General features: G+C 62.6%; 22 protein-coding genes. 8 read left to right on the plus strand and 14 right to left on the minus strand.

Going from position 1 to position 24,746, the window contains the following annotated elements; all coding sequences use genetic code 11:
* Positions 1–2: 2 nt before the first annotated feature.
* From AOT96_RS23145 to AOT96_RS23160, 4 genes are all read left to right on the plus strand, one after another.
* Positions 3–1,214, plus strand: a complete 1,212-nt coding sequence (locus tag AOT96_RS23145) for a M50 family metallopeptidase (protein ID WP_030535658.1) — start codon at positions 3–5, stop codon at positions 1,212–1,214.
* Positions 1,215–1,301: 87 nt separating this feature from the next.
* The gene (gene ispG / locus AOT96_RS23150) at positions 1,302–2,459 is read left to right on the plus strand and encodes a flavodoxin-dependent (E)-4-hydroxy-3-methylbut-2-enyl-diphosphate synthase (RefSeq protein ID WP_007734888.1); all 1,158 of its coding nucleotides are present in this window, start codon (positions 1,302–1,304) and stop codon (positions 2,457–2,459) included.
* A 111-nt stretch (positions 2,460–2,570) separates the two neighbouring features.
* Entirely contained in the window at positions 2,571–3,407 is an 837-nt protein-coding gene (locus AOT96_RS23155) for a GNAT family N-acetyltransferase (protein WP_058226322.1), read from the plus strand.
* Positions 3,408–3,476: 69 nt separating this feature from the next.
* Positions 3,477–5,291: a penicillin-binding transpeptidase domain-containing protein gene (locus AOT96_RS23160; RefSeq protein ID WP_042450801.1), complete on the plus strand. Its 1,815-nt coding sequence runs from the start codon at positions 3,477–3,479 to the stop codon at positions 5,289–5,291.
* A 4-nt stretch (positions 5,292–5,295) separates the two neighbouring features.
* Here AOT96_RS23160 and AOT96_RS23165 read toward each other — a convergent pair whose 3' ends face one another.
* On the minus strand, positions 5,296–6,105 hold the full coding sequence (locus tag AOT96_RS23165; RefSeq protein WP_042450799.1) for a LuxR C-terminal-related transcriptional regulator: 810 nt from the start codon (positions 6,103–6,105) through the stop codon (positions 5,296–5,298).
* 178 nt (positions 6,106–6,283) lie between these two features.
* On the opposite strand from AOT96_RS23165, the gene AOT96_RS23170 reads away from it, so the two are divergent.
* On the plus strand, positions 6,284–7,906 hold the full coding sequence (locus AOT96_RS23170) for an AMP-binding protein (protein ID WP_003942743.1): 1,623 nt from the start codon (positions 6,284–6,286) through the stop codon (positions 7,904–7,906).
* Positions 7,907–7,962: 56 nt separating this feature from the next.
* Here AOT96_RS23170 and AOT96_RS23175 read toward each other — a convergent pair whose 3' ends face one another.
* Genes AOT96_RS23175 through AOT96_RS23200 form a run of 6 tightly spaced genes read right to left on the minus strand, consistent with a single transcriptional unit; the run spans position 7,963 to position 13,705 of the window.
* Entirely contained in the window at positions 7,963–8,748 is a 786-nt protein-coding gene (locus AOT96_RS23175; protein WP_003942733.1) for an ABC transporter permease, read from the minus strand.
* Complete coding sequence (locus AOT96_RS23180; protein ID WP_042924412.1) at positions 8,723–9,625, minus strand: 2-aminoethylphosphonate ABC transporter permease subunit; 903 nt, start codon at positions 9,623–9,625, stop codon at positions 8,723–8,725. Before AOT96_RS23180 ends, AOT96_RS23175 begins: the two co-directional genes overlap by 26 nt.
* The gene (locus AOT96_RS23185) at positions 9,622–10,797 is read right to left on the minus strand and encodes an ABC transporter ATP-binding protein (RefSeq protein WP_065352382.1); all 1,176 of its coding nucleotides are present in this window, start codon (positions 10,795–10,797) and stop codon (positions 9,622–9,624) included. The genes AOT96_RS23180 and AOT96_RS23185 overlap by 4 nt, the downstream gene beginning before the upstream one ends.
* 2 nt (positions 10,798–10,799) lie before the next feature.
* Positions 10,800–11,849 carry a 2-aminoethylphosphonate ABC transporter substrate-binding protein gene (locus AOT96_RS23190; RefSeq protein ID WP_003942754.1) on the minus strand — a complete coding sequence of 350 codons (1,050 nt, stop codon included), beginning with the start codon at positions 11,847–11,849 and terminating at the stop codon, positions 10,800–10,802.
* Between the two features lie 25 nt (positions 11,850–11,874).
* The gene (locus tag AOT96_RS23195) at positions 11,875–12,552 is read right to left on the minus strand and encodes a phosphonatase-like hydrolase (protein WP_030535653.1); all 678 of its coding nucleotides are present in this window, start codon (positions 12,550–12,552) and stop codon (positions 11,875–11,877) included.
* Between the two features lie 25 nt (positions 12,553–12,577).
* Positions 12,578–13,705, minus strand: a complete 1,128-nt coding sequence (locus AOT96_RS23200) for a TIGR03364 family FAD-dependent oxidoreductase (RefSeq protein ID WP_042924407.1) — start codon at positions 13,703–13,705, stop codon at positions 12,578–12,580.
* 96 nt (positions 13,706–13,801) lie between these two features.
* On the opposite strand from AOT96_RS23200, the gene AOT96_RS23205 reads away from it, so the two are divergent.
* Positions 13,802–14,545 (plus strand): GntR family transcriptional regulator, encoded by a 744-nt coding sequence (locus tag AOT96_RS23205; protein ID WP_051649686.1) that lies wholly within the window; start codon positions 13,802–13,804, stop codon positions 14,543–14,545.
* Between the two features lie 5 nt (positions 14,546–14,550).
* Positions 14,551–15,147 (plus strand): methyltransferase domain-containing protein, encoded by a 597-nt coding sequence (locus tag AOT96_RS23210; RefSeq protein ID WP_128638015.1) that lies wholly within the window; start codon positions 14,551–14,553, stop codon positions 15,145–15,147.
* A gap of 20 nt (positions 15,148–15,167) precedes the next feature.
* On the opposite strand, the gene AOT96_RS23215 is transcribed toward AOT96_RS23210, so the two are convergent.
* The 7 genes from AOT96_RS23215 to AOT96_RS23245 form a co-directional block, all read right to left on the minus strand.
* Positions 15,168–16,295 (minus strand): FAD-dependent oxidoreductase, encoded by a 1,128-nt coding sequence (locus AOT96_RS23215; protein WP_042924405.1) that lies wholly within the window; start codon positions 16,293–16,295, stop codon positions 15,168–15,170.
* Positions 16,296–16,304: 9 nt separating this feature from the next.
* Positions 16,305–16,991: a TetR/AcrR family transcriptional regulator C-terminal domain-containing protein gene (locus AOT96_RS23220; protein WP_042924456.1), complete on the minus strand. Its 687-nt coding sequence runs from the start codon at positions 16,989–16,991 to the stop codon at positions 16,305–16,307.
* Between the two features lie 306 nt (positions 16,992–17,297).
* Positions 17,298–18,443 carry a serine hydrolase domain-containing protein gene (locus tag AOT96_RS23225; RefSeq protein ID WP_065352383.1) on the minus strand — a complete coding sequence of 382 codons (1,146 nt, stop codon included), beginning with the start codon at positions 18,441–18,443 and terminating at the stop codon, positions 17,298–17,300.
* A gap of 126 nt (positions 18,444–18,569) precedes the next feature.
* Entirely contained in the window at positions 18,570–19,475 is a 906-nt protein-coding gene (locus AOT96_RS23230; RefSeq protein WP_218960095.1) for a hypothetical protein, read from the minus strand.
* A 126-nt stretch (positions 19,476–19,601) separates the two neighbouring features.
* Positions 19,602–20,960 carry an L-serine ammonia-lyase gene (locus tag AOT96_RS23235; protein WP_065352384.1) on the minus strand — a complete coding sequence of 453 codons (1,359 nt, stop codon included), beginning with the start codon at positions 20,958–20,960 and terminating at the stop codon, positions 19,602–19,604.
* Positions 20,957–22,171 carry an amidohydrolase gene (locus tag AOT96_RS23240; RefSeq protein WP_065352385.1) on the minus strand — a complete coding sequence of 405 codons (1,215 nt, stop codon included), beginning with the start codon at positions 22,169–22,171 and terminating at the stop codon, positions 20,957–20,959. Before AOT96_RS23240 ends, AOT96_RS23235 begins: the two co-directional genes overlap by 4 nt.
* A gap of 84 nt (positions 22,172–22,255) precedes the next feature.
* Entirely contained in the window at positions 22,256–23,521 is a 1,266-nt protein-coding gene (locus tag AOT96_RS23245) for a DUF3100 domain-containing protein (protein ID WP_231917292.1), read from the minus strand.
* A 214-nt stretch (positions 23,522–23,735) separates the two neighbouring features.
* On the opposite strand from AOT96_RS23245, the gene AOT96_RS23250 reads away from it, so the two are divergent.
* Positions 23,736–24,734 (plus strand): Lrp/AsnC family transcriptional regulator, encoded by a 999-nt coding sequence (locus tag AOT96_RS23250; protein WP_231917294.1) that lies wholly within the window; start codon positions 23,736–23,738, stop codon positions 24,732–24,734.
* Positions 24,735–24,746: the final 12 nt, after the last annotated feature.

A 24,746-nucleotide genomic window follows, 5' to 3' on the forward strand; every position in this document is an offset into this window, starting at 1 on the left:
TCATGGTTTTTGCACTGGGCGTAGTGCTGTTTGCCCTCGGCATCGGCGTGTCCATCGCCCTGCACGAAGCCGGTCACATGTGGACGGCCAAAGCTTTGGGAATGAAGGTTCGCCGCTACTACATCGGCTTCGGACCGAAGATCTTCTCGTTCCGTCGAGGTGAGACCGAGTACGGCCTCAAGGCGCTGCCGCTGGGCGGATTCTGCGACATCGCGGGCATGACGGCCCTCGACGAGATGACGCCTGAAGAAGAGCCGCACGCGATGTACAAGAAGGCGGCGTGGAAGCGCGTCGTCGTCATGTCCGGCGGTATCGCGATGAACTTCATTCTCGGGTTCCTCCTGATCTACGCATTGCTTCTCGGCTGGGGCCGAACTGAGCCCGCTCAGCCAGTGGTCCAAGAGGTCACCTGTGTGGCCCCCGATCAGCTGGGCCAGGACGGCAACTTCGAGCTGACAGAGTGCTCGGGTGGGGGCCCCGCGGGAGATGCGGGCCTGCAATCGGGAGATCGGATCACCGCAGTCGACGGAAAGTCGACGAGCACCTTCCCTGAGGTGGCAGCAGCTATTCGAGGTGTGGATGGTCCGATCGTGTTGTCGGTTGATCGCGACGGAGAGGCCTTGTCGATCACGGTCGTGCCCGAACGAGTCCAGCGATATGTGAACTCGGCCAGTGGCGTTCCCGTGAAGCAGGAAGTATCCGCTGTCGGAATCGGTGGACCGGGCTCGGCGCTGGTCGAGTACAACGCTCTCACGGCTGTTCCGGCAGCCTTCGACTACACCGGCCAGATCATGGTCGACTCGGTGAAGGCATTGGCTGACATTCCGTCGAAGGTGGGGGCACTGTGGGAGTCGATCACGGGCGGCGAACGCGCCCAGGACACACCGATCAGCGTGGTCGGTGCCAGCGTGATCGGTGGCGAGGCCGCAGATCGAGCCGAGTGGCCGATGTTCGTCGGACTGCTCGCATCGATCAACTTCTTCCTCGGTGTTTTCAACATCCTGCCGCTGTTGCCGCTCGACGGCGGTCACATCGCGGTGGTCTTCTACGAGAAGATCCGTGATTGGTTCCGCGCCCGCCGAGGCTTGATTCCCGGCGGCCCGGTCGACTACACGCGACTCCTTCCGATTACTTACGTATTCATCGTGATCGGTGGCGCGTTCATGTTGCTGACACTCACGGCTGACATCGTCAATCCGATCAAGATCTTCTGACCGTGTGAGAAGGGTGACGGTTGCCGCGCGGTAGTGCGGCGATCGCCCGGCTAAACTTGCAGTGAAGCTATGAAAGAAGGCACAGACGTGACCATCCCTATCGGACTGGGAATGCCCTCGGCACCCGCAGCGATTCTTGCTCCTCGACGCAAGACACGGCAGCTGCAGGTCGGCACGGTAGGTGTGGGCAGCGATTTCCCCATCTCGGTGCAGTCCATGTGCACCACGAAGACGCACGACGTCAATGCAACGCTGCAGCAGATCGCGGAACTGACCGCGTCCGGTTGCGACATCGTCCGTGTCGCCTGCCCGCGTCAGGAAGACGCGGACGCGTTGTCGATCATTGCGAAGAAGAGCCAGATCCCGGTTATCGCCGACATCCACTTCCAGCCGCGCTACATCTTCGCGGCAATCGATGCGGGATGCGCTGCGGTGCGCGTCAATCCGGGCAACATCAAGGAATTCGACGGCCGTGTCAAAGAGGTGGCCAAGGCTGCCGGTGACGCAGGCATTCCGATCCGTATCGGTGTCAACGCGGGATCGCTCGATCCTCGGTTGATGGAGAAGTACGGCAAGGCGACGCCCGAAGCGTTGGTCGAGTCCGCGCTGTGGGAGGCCGGGTTGTTCGAAGAGCACGGCTTCGGTGACATCAAGATCTCCGTCAAGCACAACGATCCGGTGATCATGGTCGAGGCTTACCGCCAACTCGCCGCCAAATGCGATTACCCGTTGCACCTCGGCGTCACGGAGGCAGGGCCGGCGTTTCAGGGCACGATCAAGTCCGCGGTCGCCTTCGGTGCGCTGCTCGCGGAGGGTATCGGCGACACGATCCGGGTTTCGCTCTCGGCCCCGCCGGCCGAGGAAATCAAGGTCGGTAACCAGATTCTGCAGTCTCTGAACCTGCGTCCCCGCAAGCTCGAGATCGTCTCATGCCCCTCGTGTGGCCGTGCACAGGTCGATGTCTACACACTCGCCGACGAGGTCTCCGCCGGCCTCGAAGGCATGGAGATCCCGCTGCGCGTGGCAGTCATGGGTTGCGTCGTGAACGGACCGGGCGAAGCGCGTGAGGCCGACCTCGGTGTGGCGTCCGGCAACGGCAAGGGCCAGATCTTCGTCAAGGGCAAGGTCATCAAGACGGTGCCCGAGGCGCAGATCGTCGAGACGTTGATCGAAGAGGCGATGAAAATTGCCGAAAGCATGGAGGGTGACGCCTCGGAGGGTGCGCCGGTCGTCACCGTGAGTTGAGTGATTGCCGGATGAATCTTCCCCGTCGGTGTCAGGTTCGTGGCAATCTGAGTGCATCATGATCGGGTAGTGATATTCGTGGACGCGCAGTCGAGTCGAGGGGGTTGACGGATGCTCAAACTCCTCGGAGCCAAGCAGGTCGGAAGTCGAGATCTCGAAGACGTCCGACGGGTACTCGACGCCGATCCGGTGGCGGCCTGCATGATTGCCGCGCGCGTCGAAGAATGCGGCGTCGACCCACGAATGATTCACGGCGAGCTGTGGAGTCGAGGCGGGCCGTTGTCCTCACTGTGCTTTGCCGGGGCGAACCTGGTTCCGCTTCGAGGCGATCCGGATGACATTCGGGCATTCGCCGACCGTGCCTGTCGGATTCCGCGCATGTGCTCGTCGGTGGTCGGCCGCGCCGAATTGGCGTTGCCGTTGTGGGAGATGCTCGAGCTCGACTGGGGAACTGCGCGGGAGGTGCGCCCCGAACAGCCGTTGCTCGCGGTTTCCGAGCCGCTGGCGTGCCCGTCGGATCCACTGGTCCGGCAGGTTCGCTCGGACGAACTCGAGATCTATCTGCCTGCCGCGATCGCGATGTTCATCGAAGAGGTCGGAGTCGACCCGCGTGCCAACGACGGTGGGCGCGGATACCGGCACCGTGTCGCTAGCCTGATCGCCGCTGGTCGAGCGTGGGCGCGCATCGAGGACGGCCAGGTCGTTTTCAAGGCTGAGGTCGGTTCGATGTCTGCTCGCTGTGGCCAGATCCAGGGTGTGTGGGTCAACCCGGAATTTCGTGGGCAGGGCTTCGGCGTGACCGGTACAGCGGCTGTAGCGGAGTCGATCATGGCGACCGGTCGCATTGCGAGCCTGTACGTCAACAGCTTCAATACGATTGCGCGGTCGACCTATTCGCGGGTGGGGTTCCGACAGGTCGCGACCTTCTCGACGGTGCTGCTCGACTGACCGTACAAGCCGCGTGCAATGGTCGCGCCTACGCTGGGTGGAGCATTTGTCGCCCTACTATGGGGCTCGATGAACACTCGGCATTTCTCTCGTAGTCGCTCGGCCCAACTGTTGGCCTCCTGCACCGTGATTTTCTTGGCGGTGGGGATCAGTTCGTGTACTCCGAAACCCGCCGGCCCCGAGCCCGTCGCGCAGCAGTTCCTGAGTGCGTTCGGTGACAGGGATATCGACGAGGCAGCAAAACTGACGGACCGGCCTGACTCCGCGGGTCCTGTATTGAGTGACACCTGGGATGCGCTCCAGGCCGAGTCGATGACTGCCGAGACCACGTCGGTGAAGATGAACGGTGACACTGCGACGGTCGGCTACACCTACGAGTGGCACCTTCCGAAAGACCGCGTATGGACGTACGACGGCGAGCTGCAGATGGGACGCAAGGACGGCGACTGGTCCGTCCGGTGGAGTTCGACGGACGTTCACCCGCGCCTCGGTGACAAGCAGACGATGTCGTTGCGGGCAACCGCGGCGCCGCGAGCGCGGGTCAACGAGCATTCGGGCACGGATGTCCTGGTGCCGGGAATTGTCTACCGAGTGAAGTTCGATCGCTCCAAGAGCAACGACATCATCGGTTCCGCAAACAATCTCGCAAGTGTTCTCGGTCGCTTCGATTCTTCGCTGACGGGTCAATCGATCGCCGAATCCTCGACGGCCGTCAAGGGCGACTATCTGGTGACCCGCCTGCGCAGTGACGACTACGACCAGGTATCGGCGCAACTGGGAGCCATTTCGGGAGTATCTGTCTCGGACGAATCGGATCTCGTCTCGACGGACCCGGAGTTCGCGCCCGACCTTCTCGGGCAGATCAAGAAGACGATCATCGACGAGGTCGACGGCAAAGCCGGCTGGAGTGTCGTCACGGTCAACCAGAACGGCGTCGACACCGATGTGCTGACCGAGACTGCGCCGCAACCTGTTCCGTCGTTCAGTATCAGTTTGGATCGCAACATTCAGATCGCTGCTCAGCGTGCCGTGAACGTGAACAAGGATCAGGCGATGATGGTGGTCATCGAACCGTCGAGTGGGGCGATCCTGGCTGTCGCACAGAACAAGGCAGCAGACCGCGACGGACCGGTCGCGACGATGGGTCAGTACCCGCCCGGTTCGACGTTCAAGATCATCACGGCAGGCGCCGCAATTTCGACCGGTCAGGCGACCCCCGACACGATGGTGCCATGCCCGGGCCGGATCGAGATCGGTGAGCGCAGCGTCCCCAACTACAACGAGTTCTCACTCGGCACGGTGCCGATGGCAACGGCCTTCGCGCGTTCGTGCAACACGTCCTTCGCCAAGCTGGCCAGCGAGATGCAACCAGACACGTTGACCACTGCCGCAGCGCAGTTCGGCATCGGCCAGGACTACAACGTGGTGGGATTGCCGATCGATTCCGGTTCGGTGCCGCCGGCGTCGGATCTGGTGCAGCGGACCGAAGACGGGTTCGGTCAGGGAAAGGTCGTGGTCAGTCCGTTCGGAATGGCGATGGCAGCGGCGACGGTCGCGAACGGTTCGACTCCGGTGCCGCAACTGATTTCAGGGCGCGAAACCACCATCGACGGTGAGCGCCCGGCGATCTCGCCCGCCATGGTCGACGGCCTGCGCGGCATGATGCGACTCGTGGTCACCAGCGGTACTGCAGAACGCGTCGAAGATCAGGGTGAGGTGTACGGCAAGACCGGTGAAGCCGAGGTCGAAGGGGGATCGCACGCGTGGTTCGTCGGCTATCGCGGGAACCTGGCCTTCGCGACTCTGGTTGTGCGGGGCGGAAGTTCGGACAACGCCGTCGCAGTCACCCGTGACATGCTCACCGCCCTGCCTGAAGGCTACTGACCCGTCAGGGGAGCAGTCCCAACCGCCGGGCGGTCACCACGGCTTCGTGGCGTGAGCTCGCATCCAGCTTTCCCATCGCGCTTCGCAGATAGCTCTTGACTGTTTCCGGGCGAAGGGAAAGCCGTTGGCCGGCTTCGATGTTGGTGCAGCCGAGTGCGACCTGAGAGAGAACATCCACTTCGCGCGGGGTGAGCGTGACGTCGGATTCGGCGTCTGCGGTGGGACGCAGCAGGTTGGCCAAACGCTGGGAGAGTCCGCGGAGTTTGGTCTGCAAGTCGGTGTCGGTGACGGTCTGGGCGACACTGCGTAGTTCGGCGTGGACTCCGCGGATCTCTTCCGAAGACATACCGTCGGCGGTAGTCGCGGCGGCGGCCTGCAGTAGTTGCAGGCGACGATCGACTTCGTCGCGGATGGCGAACTCCATCCCGAGACGCCGGGATGCGCCGACCATGACGTCTGCTGTTCGGTCACCCAACGGAGCGGAATCGCGGATCGCGGCGTAGAGCACAGCGCGCGATTTTCCCGAAACCATGACCGGAACGGCGATGATCGAATGCAGGCCCTCGCTGAGAACAGGACGGTCGAAGTGATGAGTGATGGACTGCGAATTGCCGTAATCGTTGACGGTGATCGGTGAACCCTGGGCTACGACGCGTCCGCCCATGCCCGAGCGCGGCGGGATGGCCAAGCCCTTGAGGTTGTTGGTGCGGGTGCCGACGAATTCGCTCAGGTGCAGGGTTCCGTCCTGGACCTCGCCTCCGAACAGCACGGGAACAACGCCCTGAGCTGCGATTGTTCGGAGTTCACCTCGCATTGCGTCCCCGTCGCGGGGGCGCAGAAGTGACGAAGCATGTCGGTTCACGCAGGTACCCCTTTCTGGGGGTAGTGAAGTTCTCTTGTGAGCTAGATCATAGGGGGTGAACAGTACGTATGACGAGCCGCCAACGTAACCGGTCGGGCCAACCATACGACGATCGATAAGGAGCAAGTTGATGAGCACCGATCCCACCGCACGGGTGCGCGAGCTGCTGGACCAGTACGACACCCCGCATGCCAGCGCCGCAGAATTGCTCTGCGATCGGCATCCCGCGGATGGCGTTGCATTCACCGTCGTCGAGGCAGACCTTAGCTCGGTGGACCTCACTTACGGTCATCTACGTGAGCAGTCGGCGCGTTTCGCGGCAGCTCTGGCCGACCTCGGAGTCGAGCCGGGTGACAACGTCGCGACCTTGATGGGTAAGTCTGCGGACCTGGTGGTCGCGCTCCTCGGAATCTGGCGCCGCGGAGCGGTCCACGTGCCCTTGTTCACGGCGTTCGCTTCGCCGGCCATCGCTTTCCGCTTGACGGCCAGCGGCGCGAAGGTGGTCATTTCCGACGCCAATCAGCTCGAGAAGCTCGCGCCGGGAGAGGACATCCCCGCCGACGCAGCGTGGCAGGTCATCGTCGCGGGCGGCGCGGCCGGTGACGAGTTGGACTTCGACGCACTTGTCGCAGCTCAGGATGCCGAAGACCCGAAGGGCGCTGCTCAGGCAGTCGGCGGCAACGCACCGATGGTGCAGTTGTTCACCAGTGGCACCACGGGAACACCCAAGGGCGTGCCGGTTCCGGTGCGCGCGCTCGCCTCGTTCCACGCCTACCAGGAGTTCGGCCTCGACGTCCGAGAGGACGACGTGTTCTGGAACGCCGCAGACCCGGGCTGGGCGTACGGGCTGTACTACGCGTTGCTCGGCCCGCTTGCCGCCGGCACGCGAAGCCTTCTGCTGCACGCCGGATTCTCCGCGCCGCTGACGTGGCAGATCATCGAGAAGTTCGGTGTCACCAATTTTGCCGCCGCTCCGACCGTCTACCGCAGTCTGCGTGCCGACAAGGCTCCCGTTCCGGAAGGCATCTCGCTGCGCCGCGCTTCCTCGGCCGGTGAGCCCTTGACTCCGGATGTTGTTGCGTGGTCGAAGAACTCGTTGGGCGTCGAGGTCCGTGATCACTACGGCCAGACCGAGCACGGCATGTTCATCGTCAACGCCTGGGCCGACGGACTTCGCGACGATGTCCGTCCCGGATCCATGGGTCGTCCGTTGCCGGGTTGGTCTGCCGCTGTGCTGGAAGACAATTCGGATGACATTGCACCGGCCCGCACTCAGGGCCGCGTGGCGATCGATACTCACAACAGCCCGTTGATGTGGTTCACCGGGTACGTCGATGCGCCGGAGAAGACGAAGCAGCGATTCAGCGAAGACGGCCGCTGGTACATCACCGGTGATGCGGGAATGACGGACGAGGACGGATTCTTCTTCTTCTCCTCGCGCGACGACGACGTCATCATCATGGCGGGCTACCGCATCGGTCCCTTCGACGTCGAGAGCGTGCTGGTCATGCACGAGCACGTCATCGAGGCCGCCGTGGTGGGCATGCCCGACGAGTTGCGTGGTGAGGTTCTCGAGGCGTTCGTCGTTCTTCGCGAAGGCGTCGACGGCGACGACGAACTCGAGAAGGAACTGCAGACGTTGGTGAAGAAGAAGTTCGCCGCGCACGCGTACCCGCGCACGGTGCACTTTGTTCCGAACCTGCCCAAGACCCCGAGTGGGAAGGTTCAGCGGTACATCTTGCGGAAGGGATAAACCCCTGCTGTGCGCCTTTATTAACCCCCGGCGGTTAATAAAGGCGCACAGCAAGGTCAGCGCCGACGAATTCTGCCGACCACCATGAGGGCGACCAGGGTGACTGCAAGCAGCAGTGTCGTATTTGCTGCGGCAAGAAATACCTGGCCACGGTCGGTGAGTCCGAAGATGCTGACCGGCAAGGTCTTCCATGTCGCCGGGTAGACCATGACCGTTGCGCCCAGCTCACCCATCGACAGTGCGATGGAAAGCCCGGCGGCCGCACCCAACGCTGGGAGCAGCAGCGGTAGCGTTACCCGTGTCAGCACCCGCACCGGGCCGGCGCCGAGTGATTCGGCAGCTTGACGGTAGGCGGGATCGAGCCGTTCGAGCGCGGCCGATACGGAACTGAAGGCAAAGGCGAGCACCAAAACCGTGTGAGCGAGAATCACGATCCACTTGGTGCCGCCGAGCAGTAGCGGGCGCTCGTTGAAAGTGATGAGCAGACCCAAGCCGATCGCGACCGACGGAACCGCAATCGGTAAATGGAATACGGCATCGGTGATGCGCCGCAGCCACATCGGTGCCTCACGCGAGGCCAGCGCGGCCCACGTTCCGACGATCAAAGCCAATGCCCCCGCGATGAATGCAGTCTGCAAACTGACGATCAGGCTGGCGAAGTTCTCGTCGGACAGCGCCGTGGAGAAGTTCTTGCCGCCGAGATTCGACGGGAGTGGACCGGTCCACGATCCGGCCAAGGCAGCCGCGACGACGGTGGCGATGGGCGCGACGAAAACCACCGCGACGACCAGGGTGAAGAATCCGAGTACGAGGGCCCTAGAGCTTCGTGTCCACAGCAGCACGGCTGCCTCCCATCAATCTGTTGAAGGTGAATCGGTAGAGGCAGTACAGGCCGAGTGAGAGTGCGACCTGGACCGTCGCGATCACTGCTGCGCCGGGCAAGTCGAAGGTGACAATGCCGCGGGTGTAGATGAGGACCGGCAGAGTTACGACGTCTTTAGCCCCGGTGAAGAGCACGATGCCGAATTCATTCAGCGTCATCAGAAGCACGAGCGATCCACCGGCCAGGAGGGCCGGCCACGCTTCCGGCATCACCACCTGTCGCAGAACTCGGACGGGTGACGCGCCGAGACTGGCTGCCACGTCGAGTTGTTCACGCGGAATCTGGGTGAACGCTGCCAATAGCGGACGCACGACAAAGGGTGTGAAGAAAGTGATTTCGGCCGCGATCACACCGAACGGAGTGTTGAGGAAATTCAGTGGGCCGCTCGCATCGCCGGTGATGCGGACGATCAAGGCGTTGACGGCGCCGGCTGTCCCGTACAGGAACGTGAACGCCAGCGTGATCAGGAAAGACGGCAGGGCGAGCACCGTGTCGATCAATCGCCCCACCACCTTGGATCCGGCGAACGGAACGAAGGCAAGCACCAAGGCGAGGAAGGTTCCCAGGATCAGGCAACCCAGGGTCGACGCCACGGCGATTTGGATGGTCCGCCAGAGCGCGGTTCTGAACAGTTCCGAACCGAGCACCGAAGACCACGTGGACAACCCGGTGCCATCTGCGGTGCTCAGAGATTCCGTGAGGACACGTGCGGTGGGATAGACAGCAAACACGAGGACAAGAAGCAGTGGTGGCAGCGTCCAGCCGATCCGGCGCCACGGGATCGGGTCTTTGTGCTGGGGCGCAGCGGTTTCGGGGCGTTCCAGGGTTGTCGTCATGGGTGGCGATCCGCCGGAACCAGGACACTGCCGTCCGTGGGCAGGACGACGCCCACTTCGGTGTCGACCGGTCGTTCGTCGTGCCCTGGAACATCCGCGTCGACGCGGACGTCGTCGAGGCCACGTACAGCCAGCGTCAGACGCGTCGTGGAACCGCGCCAGACGCTCGAGACGATGCGCGCCGGGAATGATCCTCGTGCGCCGACACCGGTTACGGCTACCGCGTGTGGACGAACACACAGGTAGGCGTCCATGTCGGACTCCCATTCGATGTGCCCGATCTCGGGCTGCGGGGCGTGAGCAGTGAACGGCGTGCCACCGATCGAGACCAGCGCGGAGGTGCCGATGACGCGTGTGACGGTGCAGGGCAGCAGGTTGGCACCCCCGAGGAACGCCGCGGTGAAGCTGGACGGCGGACGTTTCCACAAGGCCTCAGCGGTGTCGATGTCCGCGAGTCTGGCGTTGCGCATCACTGCGATTCGGTCTGCCAGCGCCAGGGCTTCACTCTGATCGTGCGTCACATAGAGCATGGCTGTGTCAGGTAGTGCTGCGCGCAGTCTCGCCAGTTCGCCGAGCATGCTCTCGCGAAGTTGAGCATCCAGGGCGGTCAGTGGTTCGTCGAGGAGGAGTACTCCAGGGCGAATTGCCAACGCTCGGGCAATGGCGATTCGCTGCTGTTGACCGCCGGAAAGTTCACGGGGAAGCCGCTTTCCGTACGCCGACATCCCGACCATGTCGAGGGCTTCGGCCACGCGAGGGCCGATCTCCGACCGCGGCACGCGATGGGCTCGGAGTCCGAAGGCTACGTTTTCGGATACTCGCATGTGCGGGAAGAGAGCGTACGACTGAACGACGACGCCGATACCGCGTTGTGCGGGAGGCAGATTGGTGATGTCTAGGGTGCCGAGCTTGACGGAACCGGACGTGGGGCGGACAAATCCCGCGAGGGCCTTCAGAGCGGTCGACTTGCCGGATCCACTGGGCCCCAGCAGTGCCACAGTTTCACCCGGCGCCACTCGTAGATTGAAATCGACGAGTGCATGGGTTGCGGTCTTCCCGCGGCCGTAGGCGACGTTGACGCGATCGAAGGTGATGGCCGGAGCAGAATGTTCGATCGCTCCGTGAACACCGACGGTCTCGGGGAGCGTCCGCCCCAGTCTGGTTCTTGCCATGATCAGCTCCCGGTGGCTTTCTGGTAAGCGGCGATGTCGGCGTCGAGCGAGCTGAGGACGTCGTTCCAGTTCGGGGTCCACACGTTGACGCCCTGCAGAACTCCGGAAGGCGTGTTCTTGTCGGTGGATTCACCGGCAGCGCTTCGGACGTCCTCGCGGACTGATACGCCGAGTGCATCGGTGGCGACGGTCTTCTGGGATTCTTCGGAGAGCAGGAACTCCATCAACTTCTTGGCTTGTTCGCTGCTCGGTGCGCTCTTGGCGAGGCCCATCACGTAGGGCAGTGCAATGGTGGTGCGAGTGCCGTCGGCTCCAGCGGGGAAGAAGATGTCGAACTTCGATCCGTCGTCGGCGATGGAGGCGAGGTTCATCTGGACGTCACCGTTGGCGACCAGCAGCTCTCCGTTACTGACCTTGGGCTGGAGCTTTCCGGTGGAAGACGAGGGTCCGACGTTGTTGGCCTGGAGCTTTCCGAGGTAGTCGAGTGCTCCTTCCTTACCCATCAGGTGCTGGAGCAGCAAGAGCACCGCGGTGCCGTCGCCGGCCTGGCCGGGCGTGGAGTACTGCAACTTGCCCTTGAACTGGTCAGTGAGCAGATCGTCCCAAGATTGTGGGGCGGGTGATGCAGTCGGATTGGCGATGAACGAGAGGTAATTCTCGACGACGGGTACGTACTTGCCGGCGTCGTCCTTCTCGTCGGCAGGAACGGCGGAGGTGTCGATTCCGCTGGGCTCGAGCAGACCTTGGGCATCGGCCTTCTGGATGAACGGGGGCAGCGTGATGATCACGTCTGCCTGTGGGTTGGACTGCTCCTTTTCGACGCGGGAGACGACCTCGCCGGATCCGGCTTCCACGAGGTTGACGGCGATACCGGTCTGCGCGGTGAAGGCGTCGAATCTTCCCTTGTACCAACCGGACAGGCCGTCGGCGCTGTATACGGTGACGGTCTCGGTGTCTGATCCGGCAGCAGTGCCGGTGCCACCGCAGGCAGTGGTGAACGAAAGGACGGACACGGCGAGAGCGGCCGCAGCGATGCTCGGGCGTAGACGCATGACGATTCCTTTTTCGGAGGTGAGATCAGGAGTGGGTGAGGAGTTCGGCGAACTCCGTCACTGACGGGACGATGTGGGTGGCTCCGGCGTCGCGAAGCTGTTGCTCGTCGTGTGCGCCGGTCAGAGTTCCGGCGACGATGGATGCGCCGGAACGAATGCCGCTGAGCACGTCGTTGGACGTGTCGCCGAGTACGGCGATCTGGTGGACGTCGTCGATCGAAAGTTTGAGCAGGGCAGTCAGAATCAGGTCGGGGTACGGTCGACCGCGACCGGCCTCGGCGGGGGAGAGGGTGAGATCGGCGAGGGTTTTCCAGCCGAGCGCGACGAGGAGTTTGTCCTGGGTCGATCGGCTGAACCCGGTGGTCAAGGCAACTTTGATGCCGGCCTCGCGCAAAGTGGTGATGGCTTTCTCGGCGCCGGGGATCGGCTCGGCCAGGCCCTGGTCGATGAGGGAGTCGTACGTGGTTTCGAAGGCGGCGTTCGCGGCCTGGGCGCGGTCTTCGTCACCGAAGATCGCCCGGAACACGACGATCTTCGACTGGCCCATCGTGTCGAGGACGTACTGGCGAGCGGCGTCGGCTTCCGGGCCTTCGGCGGGCAGTCCGCCGGCTTCAGCGGCGGCAGCGAAGGCGCGAAGAACCAGTCCGTCGTCGGCGACGGTGGTGCCGGCCATGTCGAGAACGGCAAGGGTGATCGGAGACATGAGAAGTCTTTCTTGTCGGAGAGATTCAGAGACCGAGCTGGTCGGCGGTTTGTTCCGCCAGTGCCGGGCCGAGCGTCATACCGCGGCCACCGGGGCCGGCAACCACCCAGACGTTGTCGGCGGCTTGGGCGCGGTGTACAAGTTGTGAGGGGTCGATGCACTGGCTGTAGACGCCCGCCCAACGCTTGACGATTGGCGGAAGATCGCGTCCCAGAAGTGTTTCCACGACTCCGGACAGATGGCGATAGGGCGCCTCGTCGACATCGAAGTCGAAGGGTTCCTCGTATTCGTGGGTGTCGCCGATGGTCAGCCCGCCGTGCAAGCGCTGCACGCACAGGAGTTGCATGCGGTGTTCCTCGGCAGTCGGTTCCTGCGGCTGCACTTTGCGGAGGTGATCGAGGGCAGATCCGGCGAAACCCGGGTAGTAGCGGAAGCTGTCACCGTCAGCGATTGCGGTGGTGAGCTTTTCGCCGAGTGGGGCGCTCTGCATCATCTGCAGGCGCACACGGCGCAACGGGAGATCGCCGGCGAGATCGCGAGCCAATCCGCCGAGTGTTGCTCCGGGGCAGACGATCACGAGATCGGCGTCGAAGCTGCGACCGTGGTCGTCGCGGATGTGTGCGCCGGAGCTGGTCGTCGTGATCTCGCGGGCCTCCGTTCCGGCGTGGTAGGTGTAACGGCCGGTGGATTCGAGGTAAGAACGGATGGCGGGGAGCGCTTGCCGTGACTCGACTGCGGCGTCCAGCGTGCAGTGCAGTCCGCCGAGAAACTTGCCCCGGAGCGCGGGGTTGACGACGCGAACGGCGTCGGGATCCAGGAGCGCGAACCCTCTGGTGTCAGCGTCCGGCCGAGAGAACGCTTCCTGCGCGACCGCGACCTCCTCCTCGGTGCGCATGAGGGTGATGGAGCCGGCTGGGCGGTATCCGACGCCGGGGACACGGGCGGCAAGGTCTGCCCACAGTTCGCGCGAGCGCAGCGCAGCTTCGAGTTCGTGCGGGGCTCGCCCGGATACCCAGACGAGGCCGAAGTTCCGTACCGTGGCACCGCGGGCTTCGGGCTCACGTTCGAGATGGATGACGTCGTGTCCCCGACGGATTGCCTCGTCGGCGTGCGCCGTTCCGAGGATCCCTCCGCCCACAATCAAAATTCGCATGTAGAAATAGTGACGTTTGGTCTAGACCAATAGGGGGAATCGAGACGAACTCCAGGTTAACAATTGGTATAGACCGAATTCTTGTACGCTTGCGCCATGAATCAGCAGACGTCCACCGGGCCGGGGACCTCGAGCGTCGTGATCGAACCGGAGTTGAAGTACTACAGGGTGCGCACCGAGATCGAGACAATTCTCAGTGGGCTCGAGGAGGGCGACGCAGTCCCGTCCGAGCGGGAATTGGCGGCACGGTTCACTGTCGCTCGCGAGACGGTCCGTCAAGCGCTTCGTGATCTGCTTGTCGAAGGACGGATCGAGCGGCGGGGGCGGGGCACTGTCGTCGCGAGTCCGAAGTTGGTTCAGCCGCTCTCGATTCGTTCTTATACCGAAGGCGCACTGAGTGCTGGGCGAGTGCCCAGTCGTAAGATTGTGACGTTCGAACGAATGTCGGCCGACGACGGTCTCGCCACGGAGTTGGGTATCGAGGTGGGCGACAGCGTCGTTCATCTCGAGCGTGTCCTCTTCGCCGACGGCGAGAAGATCGGACTCGAATCAACGTTCCTGCCGGACAGCAGGTTCGGTGAGATGCTCGACGCTTTCGATGCGACGACGTCCCTGTACGCGGCTATCCGTTCCATCGGCGTGGTCTTTGCCTCCGCAACCGAACGGATCGAGACGGTGCTCGCTTCACCGCGGGAGGCAACGCTCGTCGAGTCCACCACCTCGATGCCGATGCTTCTATTGCACCGGACGTCTGTCGACCCGGATGGTGTGCCGATCGAGCGGGTTCGCTCGCTCTACCGCGGCGACCGCATTGCTTTCTTGACGACGTTGCGGGAGTGATTGCGGTGGGCGATGCAGGCGACATCACACTCGCGAGTTATGAGGCCGGTGCGAATCTGTATGCAGCTAGACCGTATGTCATGGGGGAGGCGATGGTCCGGTACCTCGCCCAGATCGCCAAGCTGGTGGACGGAGGGACGATTCTGGAACTCGGCAGTGGTCCCGGCCGTGATGCCGAGTACCTCGAATCTCTCGGAGTATCGGTGGCGCGCACTGACGGCGCACTCGCCTTCGTGGAAATGATGAGGGCAGAGGGTTTTACAGCTGAGGTTCTCGACATGCGAACTGGGCAGTTCAACGGAACGTACGATGCCGTGGTGGCAAATGCAGTCCTGCTTCATTTGCGACGCGACGAGTTCGAATTCGTCGCGAGAAAGTCGCGAGGTGTAGTCGGGGCAGAGGGAATTTTTGCGTTCACGGTCAAGAGGGGCGACGGAACCAGTTGGAGCAAAGCGAAATTGGGGTTGCCGCGCCACTTCACATTTTGGCAGGAGGACCAACTTCGTCAGGTGCTCGGCAGAAGCGGGTGGGAAACTTTGTCAATCGACGCCGTGGTCGGTCCCACTGCCGATTGGTTGCATGTCATTGCACGGGCGAACTGACAATCAGGCAACGGCTCCGGTCACGCGTGTGAGGCGAACATGTCCACGAGCCCCTGGGGTGCGTTCTCGCCGAAGCACATGTCCAGTCCATCAGCGGACTGTTGTGCCGCCGCGGCGCTGCGTGGGAAGAGTCGCTCTTCGTAGACAGCTAGCCCTTCCTCCGTGCTGCTGTGCGAAGCGATCGCCTGGCCGAGTTCCGCGCCGTCGAGCATTGCCAGGTTCGCACCCTCTCCGGCAAACGGCGACATGACGTGTGCCGCGTCCCCGAGCAGAGTGACCCCGGGAGTACGGCTCCAACTGTGGCCGATGGGAAGGGCATGGATGGGGCGAGGGGTCAGCGAGCTGTCGGCTTCGACGATCAGTGAACGCAGTGACTCGTCCCAGTCCGAGAAGTGTTCCAGCAGAACCTTCTTCGCGATGTGATCGTCGGAGAAGTCGACACTCGCTGCCCAGCTCTCGGGAACTCGCAGGGCGGCATAGATGTGCAGACTGTTGTCGGTCTCACGGTGGGCAAGGAAGCCCTTGTCGGCACTGAGTGCGAACATCATTCCGCCGCCGACGGTTTCAGCGGCATCCACGTGCTGGTTGTCGGCGGCGTCGAGGTCGAACTCCACGAAAGATATTCCGGTGTACGCAGGAGTGTCGTTTGAAACCAATGGACGGATTTTCGACCACGCACCGTCGGCGCCGACCAGGAGATCGGTGGTGAAGTGGGTTCCATCCGCGAGGTGAACTTCGTGTCGACCATCCGGCAACGGATGAGCACTGCGGACCTTGGCTCCCCATTGGATTGTTTCCTTCGGAATTGAGCTGAGCAGTAGGTCACGCAGCTGGCCGCGGTCGATTTCCGGGCGGTCGCCGTCTCCGGTGTCCTGCTCGCTCAGGTGCACGACGGCATTTCGATCGAGGACGCGTGTCTCTTCCCCGCCTTGATGAACGAGGGCGCGGAACTCCTCATAGAGGCCGGCGGCACGAAGCGCGATCTGACCCGAGTCTTCGTGGATGTCGAGCATCCCGCCTTGAGTTCTGGCTGTCGGTCCGGATTCGAGATCGAATACCGCCGAATCGATTCCGCGGAGATGGAGGACTCGGGCGAGGGTGAGGCCACCGAGGCCGGCGCCGATGATTGCGATGGGGTACTGGTTCATGGTGGGTTCCTAAGAAGTGAGTGGGGTGTTCTCGATGCCCGTGATGAGCGTGCGGAATCCCCAGGAGAGGCGCGCCGAGGGTTCACCGGCAAGTAGAGCTGTTGCATGTCTTGCGACGAGTGGGTGCGTCTGCGGGTTTGCGTTCTGGATTGCGTCGGTCAGCGCGCTCCATTGGGCATCCGCGTCGGCGGAATTGTTCGGCGCCGAGTGTTCGGCAGCAGTGGACGTCGCGTACTGCAGTAGCAAGTCCACGCCCCACGCGGCTTGACCTGGAGGGACTTCGCCTTCGTCGAGCAATGCCAGCAGGCGCTCGAGCAGGCGTACGTAGTGAACTCCGCTGGGTCGGGAAACGAGTGCCGACTGGGCGAGACCGGGATGATCGAACAGCACGGCCGTGTACGAGGTCAACACCCGTTCAAGGCGAGCTTGCCAAGTGCCGGAGGAATTTTCGGCGAGGTCGACCACTCCGAGAAGTGTGTCCAGAACGGCGGCGTGCAATTCGGCGGTATTGCGCACGTACACGTACATCGATGCCGGCCCGGTGTCGAGTTCGAGGGCGAGTCGACGCATCGTCAATTTCTGCAAGCCCTCCGACCGCAAGATTTCCACCGCGGTACTGACGATGCCCTCGCGTGTCAGAGCGGGTTTGGCCGGACGATTGCGACGGCTCGACGGACTTGTTGGCTGAGTGGGCATGATTTCACCGTACACGAACATGTTCGTAACGAACATGTTCGTTGGATCACGCACTGAACGTCCACCGCTGTGCGGAGCCATATCGGGAGCGGTGGGTTACATGCCTGTACCGCCGGAGAGCATTGCGATCGTCAGTAGGATGCCACCCACAATCCCCACGAGCGGGCTGTCGCTGTCGAGAAGCCAGTCCTTCAACGATCCCATGAGTGCCTCTTTCGGGTTTCGATCTGTCGGCGGTCGAGCCTATCGACAGATCGAAACCCGAGATGTCACTTTCGTCCGAATTGTGGATCGGACCCGAGGTGATCAGCCGTAGACGTTGCCCGAGCTGATCAACTTGGTGATCGGCACCATCAAAGCACTGGTCAGGTCGGTCTCTCCGTCGATGTCGGTGTTGATGAAGACGACCAGGGTTGTGTCCTTCTCGGGCAAGTAGACCGAGACTGTCTTGTAGCCGGGCAGGCTTCCGTTGTGACCGATCCAGCCGCCGCTGTTGAACAAACCGAGTCCGTAGCCGGAGCTGTCGTCCCCTTCGCCCAGGGGCTCGGTGTGCAGGCGCTGCTTCTGAGTGTCGTCGGCGAGGAGATCGCCCTTGGCCAAGGCCGGAACCCAGATGCGCATGTCGTCCAACGACGAGATCATTGCGCCCGCGGCGCCTCCCCAAGACGGGTTCCAGTCCGTTGCTGCGGTCACGGATTCGTCGAGTGTTTGGTTGGTGTATCCCTGTGCGTGGGGGTTCGGGAACGCGTTGGTGGTGGGAAAGCTGGTGTGCTCCATTCCGAGTGGTGTGGTGATCTTGGTGTCGATGACGTCCGACAGTGTTGAGCCGGTGACCTTCTCGATGACCATGCCGAGCAGAAGGGTGTTGGTATTCGAGTAATCGACAGTGGTTCCTGGTCGAATTTGGAGTGGGAGGTCCTTGACGTATCCGAAGAGCTCTTCGGATGTGAATGATCGGCGAGGGTCGGAAAGAACATCCATGACAAACTGTTCGGACGTCGTGTAGTCCACGAGGCCGCTGCGCATTCCTGCCAGGTGACGCAAGCTGATCGCATCGCCTTCCATGACGCCGTCGACGTACTGGGAGATCGGATCATCGAGACCGATCTTTCCCTCGTCGACCAATTGCAGCAGGGCGGTCACGGTAAATGTTTTGGTGACGCTGCCGATCCGGTGGTAGAAGTCGGTTTCCATCGGCGCTTTGGTTGCCGTATCCGAGACTCCTGCAACCTTGACATAGTTGCCGTCGGGCCCCCAAATGCCCACCATCGCACCGGGAATCCCGGTCGAATTCACCGCTGCGTCGACGATCGAATCGAGCTGGTCGGTGATGGTCGAGTCCATGATCTTGTCGGATGTGTCTGTGGATTTGTCCGTGCTGCAGCTGATTACAGCTCCAACCATGGCGCTGCACAGGCCGACAAGCAGGATGCGTCTTGCTCCGGTTTTCATGAGTCGAACTCTGCCCGTCCGAGGGCACTCACACATCGACCCCGGGTACGGCAGACGCAGTCCCCAGGTACCTCCTCAACCGGTACCGGGGGACTACGGAACCCTGGCCTGAACCCTTGGCTTGGGTCAGATTCCGCCGTCGAAGAACGCCGCCAGCGCGGGTGCCGGGTCTGCCGCGGTGCCCATATTTGCTACGCCGACAACGATCAATCCCAGCGTGAACAGTGCAGTGAGAAGACCGATCGACCCCGACACGAATCTCGTCCGTCGCTCGGATCGCGCCGTTCTCGCGAAGCGTGCCCACACGACCACAGTCACGGTCAGTGATATTGCTGCCGCGATCAGCGCGATCACCGCCATGGCCAAGTGATACCGCGCGAAGTCGCTGATCATCAGTTCGAGGACAGGGCTTTGCTGGTTTCCGGTGCCCGTCGACTGAGCGAGCTGTTGGCGGACCTGCCCGACAGTGTCGCCAAGTGCCCCATCCGCCTGGGCCACGGGCAACATCGAGATCAGCGAAGAGAAGGGTGCAACGACACCTTGGATATTTGCCATCACGAGTACCGAGGAAAACATCGCGAGGAGCGTGACCAGCCCTCCCGCCGAGGCGAATGCGAGTTTCTTTCCAGCCGTCAGAGGGCCGGCGTTCACGAACGACGCCTTGAGCATCCGGCCGAGTGCGAGCAGAACCGTCAGCAGGATTACCGCGATCACGGCCTTGGCCACGTGGTACCGCAGCCAGTAGTCGACAGCGGACTCCAAGCTTGGCGAGAAGGCTTGGACACCGGAACTCCAGTATTCGACGAACGCGGCGCGGACCGTCTCGACGAGTTCTCCCTGGTCTGCGTACCCATCACCCGGCCTACTCGTCAGCATGCCCGGGGCGAGAACGAAGGCAGCGGAGAAACCGGCGACCAACGCGATCAACGCGGCGATCTTGCGACCGGAGGACTGCGTCGAGCGCGACGGCCCCGCAGTGTTGTGCCGTGAAGAATTGTGCAGTGGGATTCCTCCAGCGTGATGAGCGATCATCTGGTCACCGTCCACAAAGTCATGTCACCGAGTGTAGAAATCGGTGCACCGGACTTCATCGTTCGAGAGGATGATATTTCCTGCGACGGCGTCCGCCCGCCCTCGCCGCTGCCGTCGACATCCCCCTCAGCACTCGACGACATTGACGGCGAGCCCGCCTTCACTTGTTTCCTTGTAACGCACGGACATGTCGTTTCCGGTTTGGCGCATGGTTTCGATGACGGTATCGAGGCTCACCACATGCGTCCCGTCACCCAGGTATGCGAGCTGAGCTGCGGTGACTGCAGTCGAGGCGGCTACGGCATTTCGTTCGATGCATGGGATTTGGACCAGGCCACCAACCGGATCGCAGGTCAGCCCCAGATGGTGTTCCATGGCAATCTCAGCGGCATTCTCGATTTGTCGTGGTGATCCGCCCATGACAGCGCACAAGCCGGCTGCCGCCATCGCGCAGGCAGCTCCGACCTCACCCTGGCACCCCGCCTCCGCACCCGAGATCGAGGCATTCGCCTTGATGATCGATCCGATTGCGGCTGCGGTGAGGAGAAAGGTTCGAACGTCGTGAACACCGGCGCCCGCCGCACGTATGTGGTGGTATAGCACTGCCGGCACGATGCCTGCGGCACCGTTCGTCGGAGCCGTTACCACGCGGCCACCTGCTGCATTTTCTTCGTTGACCGCCATGGCGTAGACGGTCAGCCACTCGCGTGAGGAGGGTGCGCAGTTACGTTGTTCCAGTTGAATGTTCGCAGACCGTGCTCTTCGGCGAACTCCGAGACGCCCGGGCAATACACCTTCGGTCTGGGTGCCGCGTTCGATGCAGTCGCGCATCGCGGACCAGATCGCGTCGATGCCGGTGAATGCCCGATCCTGGCCGTGTATCGCGATTTCGTCCGACAGTGCCAGTTCGGCGATAGTTCCGGAGCCGCATTCCGCCAGTAGCTCTTTCGCGGTTCGATAGCGTGAGTTGATCGAATGCGCGCTTGCTTGCGTCTCCGTTCCGGCACGCAGTACGAATCCGCCACCGATCGACAGATGTGTACTCGTACAGACGATTTCGCGACCGCTGAAGGCGGTCAGTGTCATCGAGTTGGGGTGCCCGTGACGGCGAACTAGCGGCTCGAACACCATGTCCTCGTGAGTGAACACAACGTGCCCGAGTGAGCCGCCGACGAGCTTCACCGATCCGCCGTCCGAGAGCTCGGCCCAACGCCCGTGAACGTCGTTCGGCTCGCACGTTTCAGGATCCAACCCACGAAGTCCCGCGATCACCGCGTCGGGAGTGCAGTGCCCTATTCCGGTGGCGGCGAGAGAGCCGTGCAGATTGCAGCGAATTCGGTCGACCGACGCGGTCAAGCCGGCGTCGGAGAGCTCGCCGACAAAAGTGCGGGCGGCTCGCATCGGACCGACCGTGTGTGAACTGGAGGGCCCGATGCCGATGGAGAAGAATTCGAGCGCGGAAACATAGACGCCGGTGGTGCTCATTCGGCGCTCGTGACGGTAGTCGCTCCTGACTCGCGCTGGGCCGCAATCGTCAGGAGGTTGGAGCGCGAGTCCCCGGTGGAGGCTCGGATCACAGTGCGTGCCATTGCAATTGCTCCGTGCAGAACAGCTTCGTCGCCCGCTGCGGAGCGGGCATCAGTGGCAAACTCGATCGTGTGAGGAACTCCGGTAACGCCGCGTAACGCGATCATCGGGTGGATCGAGGGAACCACCTTCGACACGTTGCCCATGTCTGTCGAGCCGCCGGTCAGGGGAGTTCGGGCGGCCGCGGTGCGGCCCAGGCTCGCGATCTCCTCGTCCCAGATCGTCGCCAGCACGCGATGTTGAACAAGCTCCTCGTAGCGCGGTTCGGCGCGTTCGGTCGACCAGGAGCAGTCGCTGGCCACAGCTGCGCCCTCGAAGCAGGAGAGCATACGACGCTTGGCGTCCAACAGCACGTCGAGTTCTGCGGCCCGAACTTCCGCTCGCACCAACGTCGAGGCCGGAATGATGTTTGTTGCTTCGCCGCCGTGCTCGACATAGGCGTTGAGCCTGACGTCGGACGGAAGTTGTTGACGGAGAAGTCCGATGGCGACCAAGGCGATCGTGGCGGCGTCACCTGCGTTGATGCCTTTGTGTGGCGCAGCGGCCGCGTGTGCGGCTCGTCCGGTGTAGGTCACGTCGAACCGGTCGACTGCCTGCGTTCCGGTGACGGTGCAGCTGACGTCTTCACCTGCAGCGCCGTGGACCATGATCGACATCGCCGCGCCTTCCCATGCGCCACGTTCGAGCAGCAAGACTTTCCCGCCGCCATGTTCTTCGGCCGGCGTACCGAGAAGGACGACGGTCAGGCCGTGTTCCTCCGCGACCTCTCCGAGCGCGATCGCTGCTCCCAGTCCGGCAGCGGCGATGACATTGTGTCCACACGCATGACCGATGTCGGGAAGGGCGTCGTACTCGGCGCAGACGACGACGCGGAAGGGGCCGGAGCCTCGCACCGCTTCGAATGCCGTCTCGAGGCCGTAGGCGGCGCGAGTAACCGTGAAGCCGGCTTCCTGCGCTGCGTCCGCCAAGAGGGCCGACGCATGATGCTCTTCGAATGCCAATTCTGGGTGAGCATGGATGGTGTGGCTGACGTCGATGAGGCGTGATGCCCACTTCTCGATCGTGCTCGAAACCGAGTCTGTGCGGGTGCGGGTGTCAGCGATGGACATGGGTATTGTTTCCTTTCAACATCTTTGGTTCTCTGTGTCTTCGGATCGCGGTGTCTTCGGTTCTCAGCGTCTTCGGGTGCAGTTCTAGTGCCAGAGGCCCAGCGCGAACTCCGCGACGACCACGGAAAGTAGGTAAGAGGCGAGGATCGCGACGATTCCGACGGGCACGATCTTCCAGCCGATCGTCTTGAGCAAGGGAAGGTCCTTGCCGAGGCTGAGACCTGCGACAGTCAAGGTGAGGGTGCAGATCGAGAGAAAGTCGACACTCCCGACGGTGCTCGAGACGAAATCACCGATGGGGGACCACGGTGTTGTCGCCAAGGCGCCGATGGTGATGATTGCGATCATCGCCGCGATCTTGCCGCGGGTCAGGCGGGCCACGCCGACGCCCAGGAGCAACAATCCGGTGAGGATCAAGTAACCGACGATGATCGATCGAGATACGCCACCCGCTGCGATCGAGGAGACGATGACCCCACCGACGAACAGAATCGGAACGATCGTGGTCAGCGGCACGGTGGCGCTCGGCGCAACCGCTCGTGGGGCAGTGTCGGCTTTCCGTTCGCTGGTCGACTTCGAGCGCTTGGTGAGTGCGCCGTAGATTCGATCAGCAAGGGGGAGTGCGACATACATGCCGACATACACGCCGAGGAGGCCGGTGATGATGTTGGATGTGGCCGCCACGGCGAGTACCTGGTCGGCCATCTCGGGGTGCGCCGAAACGACGCTGGCGGCAGCGGCAGCCATCATCGAGCCGGATCCGACGCCGGCACCCATCGCCAATGCGAGGGGGTCGAAGATGTTGAAGGATGTAGCCAGTGACGCAATCAGGCTGATCAGCACGGCACCGAACAGAGTGCCGAAGACGTACATCGACAGGACTCCACGGTACTGGTCGGAATCGGGGCCGTAGCGTTCGCTGACCATCGCGAAGGAACCCTCGCGGTCGATGGAGAAGGTTGCTCCGACGGTGGCCGGCCCCATCCGAAGGAGTACCGCCAGCGGGAGTGCGAGAGCGATAGTGCCGAACAAGTGCCCCAATTCCTGCAGTAGCAGTGCGGGGCCCGCCTCGAACAACAATTGGATGTTCGGGCCGATGGTGAAAGACAACCTTGCACAAAGCAAGAGAACAGCCAGGCCCATGATTGCCGAGGCCGCAGCCTGAAGGTCGAGGCCGAGTGGTTTCCACTTCTGGCTCGAGACGACACCGCCGGCAATCAGTCCCCACACCATGGGCAGGATCGTGATGGCGGCAGCGCCGACGGGAATCACTGCGGGGCCGATCAGTTGCGCGCCTGCCGCAAGCCCGAGGAGCAGAGTCACCACGATCCACAGGCGTGGCGACTGCATGGCGAAAACGACTTTTTGCGTCGCGTTTTGATCGCTGACTGGGGAATCGTCATGCGAGACAGGGAATGCTTCGGTCATGTCGGTGTCTTTCTCGAGGGGGCGAACGAACGCAAGAAGTAAGGGTTCTCGAGGCTCAGGATTTGGTGGACTATTGATGTGATGAAGTTAGGATCGACGCGTTTCGATCCTGTTTCGGTGCAGCATTCTTTTGAAAGTGAGGTCCTCGGTGCAGGATCAGATGCTCAAGGACGACGATCTTCGGCTGTTGAACGCACTGCAGATCAGGCCGCGAGCGTCGTGGTCCGAGCTTTCACGCGCGATCGGTTCCGACCCGGTCACCCTGACCAGGCGTTGGGAGCGTCTGCACTCGCAAGGAATAGCGTGGATCGCTGCGTACCGTGGTGGACCCATCGTGTCGGCGACCGCACTTCTCGAGATCGAATGCGCACCGGCACAGACCATGAGCGTTGCCGAACAGGTCGCGCACGATCCCGAAGTTCTCACAGTCGATCTCACAACCGGCAATCGGGATCTGCTCGTCACGCTCACCTGCACTGACCTCGATCAATTGTCCAGGTACGTGTTGGAGCGAACACAATCCCTGCCGATGATCACCGCGATGCGAACTCAGATCGTGTCCTCGGCGAACTCCGACGCGAGGAACTGGCGTCTACGTGCTCTCGATGCGGAAGAAATCGCCGCGCTCGAGTCGGCCCCGGCGGGAAAGATTCGTGGTGTACGCGCCGGCGAAGAGGAACAGTCGCAGCTGTTCGACATTCTTTCTCGCGAACCACGTGTCACCGTCTCGGCACTCGCTGCGGCCCTCGGAGTCACGCCGGCTCGCGCTGGGGCGCTCCTTTCTCACGAGCTGTCGACGGGGCGACTGGTCGTCCGCACGGAGATTGCTCGGCCCTACTCCGGCTGGCCGGTCTACGCCTGGTACTTCTTACGTCTCGACGGGCGAAAGGAGGCAATTGCTCAGCGCCTTTCGCACCTGCGTGAGGCGAGGCTTGTTGCTTCTACGATCGGCAGCTACGACATCGCATTGGCGGTGTGGCTGCGCTCGATCGACGACGTGCAGCGTCTGGAAGGTTATCTCGCCGACCAGTTTCCGGGCGTATCCGTGGTGGACCGGTCGATCGTCCTGCGTACGCCGCATCACCTGCATCGGACGATCGATGTGTCGGGTCGAAGCATGCCGAAGCACGGGTGATCCGCAACGCGT

Origin of the sequence: Rhodococcus sp. 008 (genome assembly GCF_001682295.1) — a bacterium.
Classification (GTDB): Bacteria; Actinomycetota; Actinomycetes; order Mycobacteriales; family Mycobacteriaceae; genus Rhodococcus_F; species Rhodococcus_F qingshengii.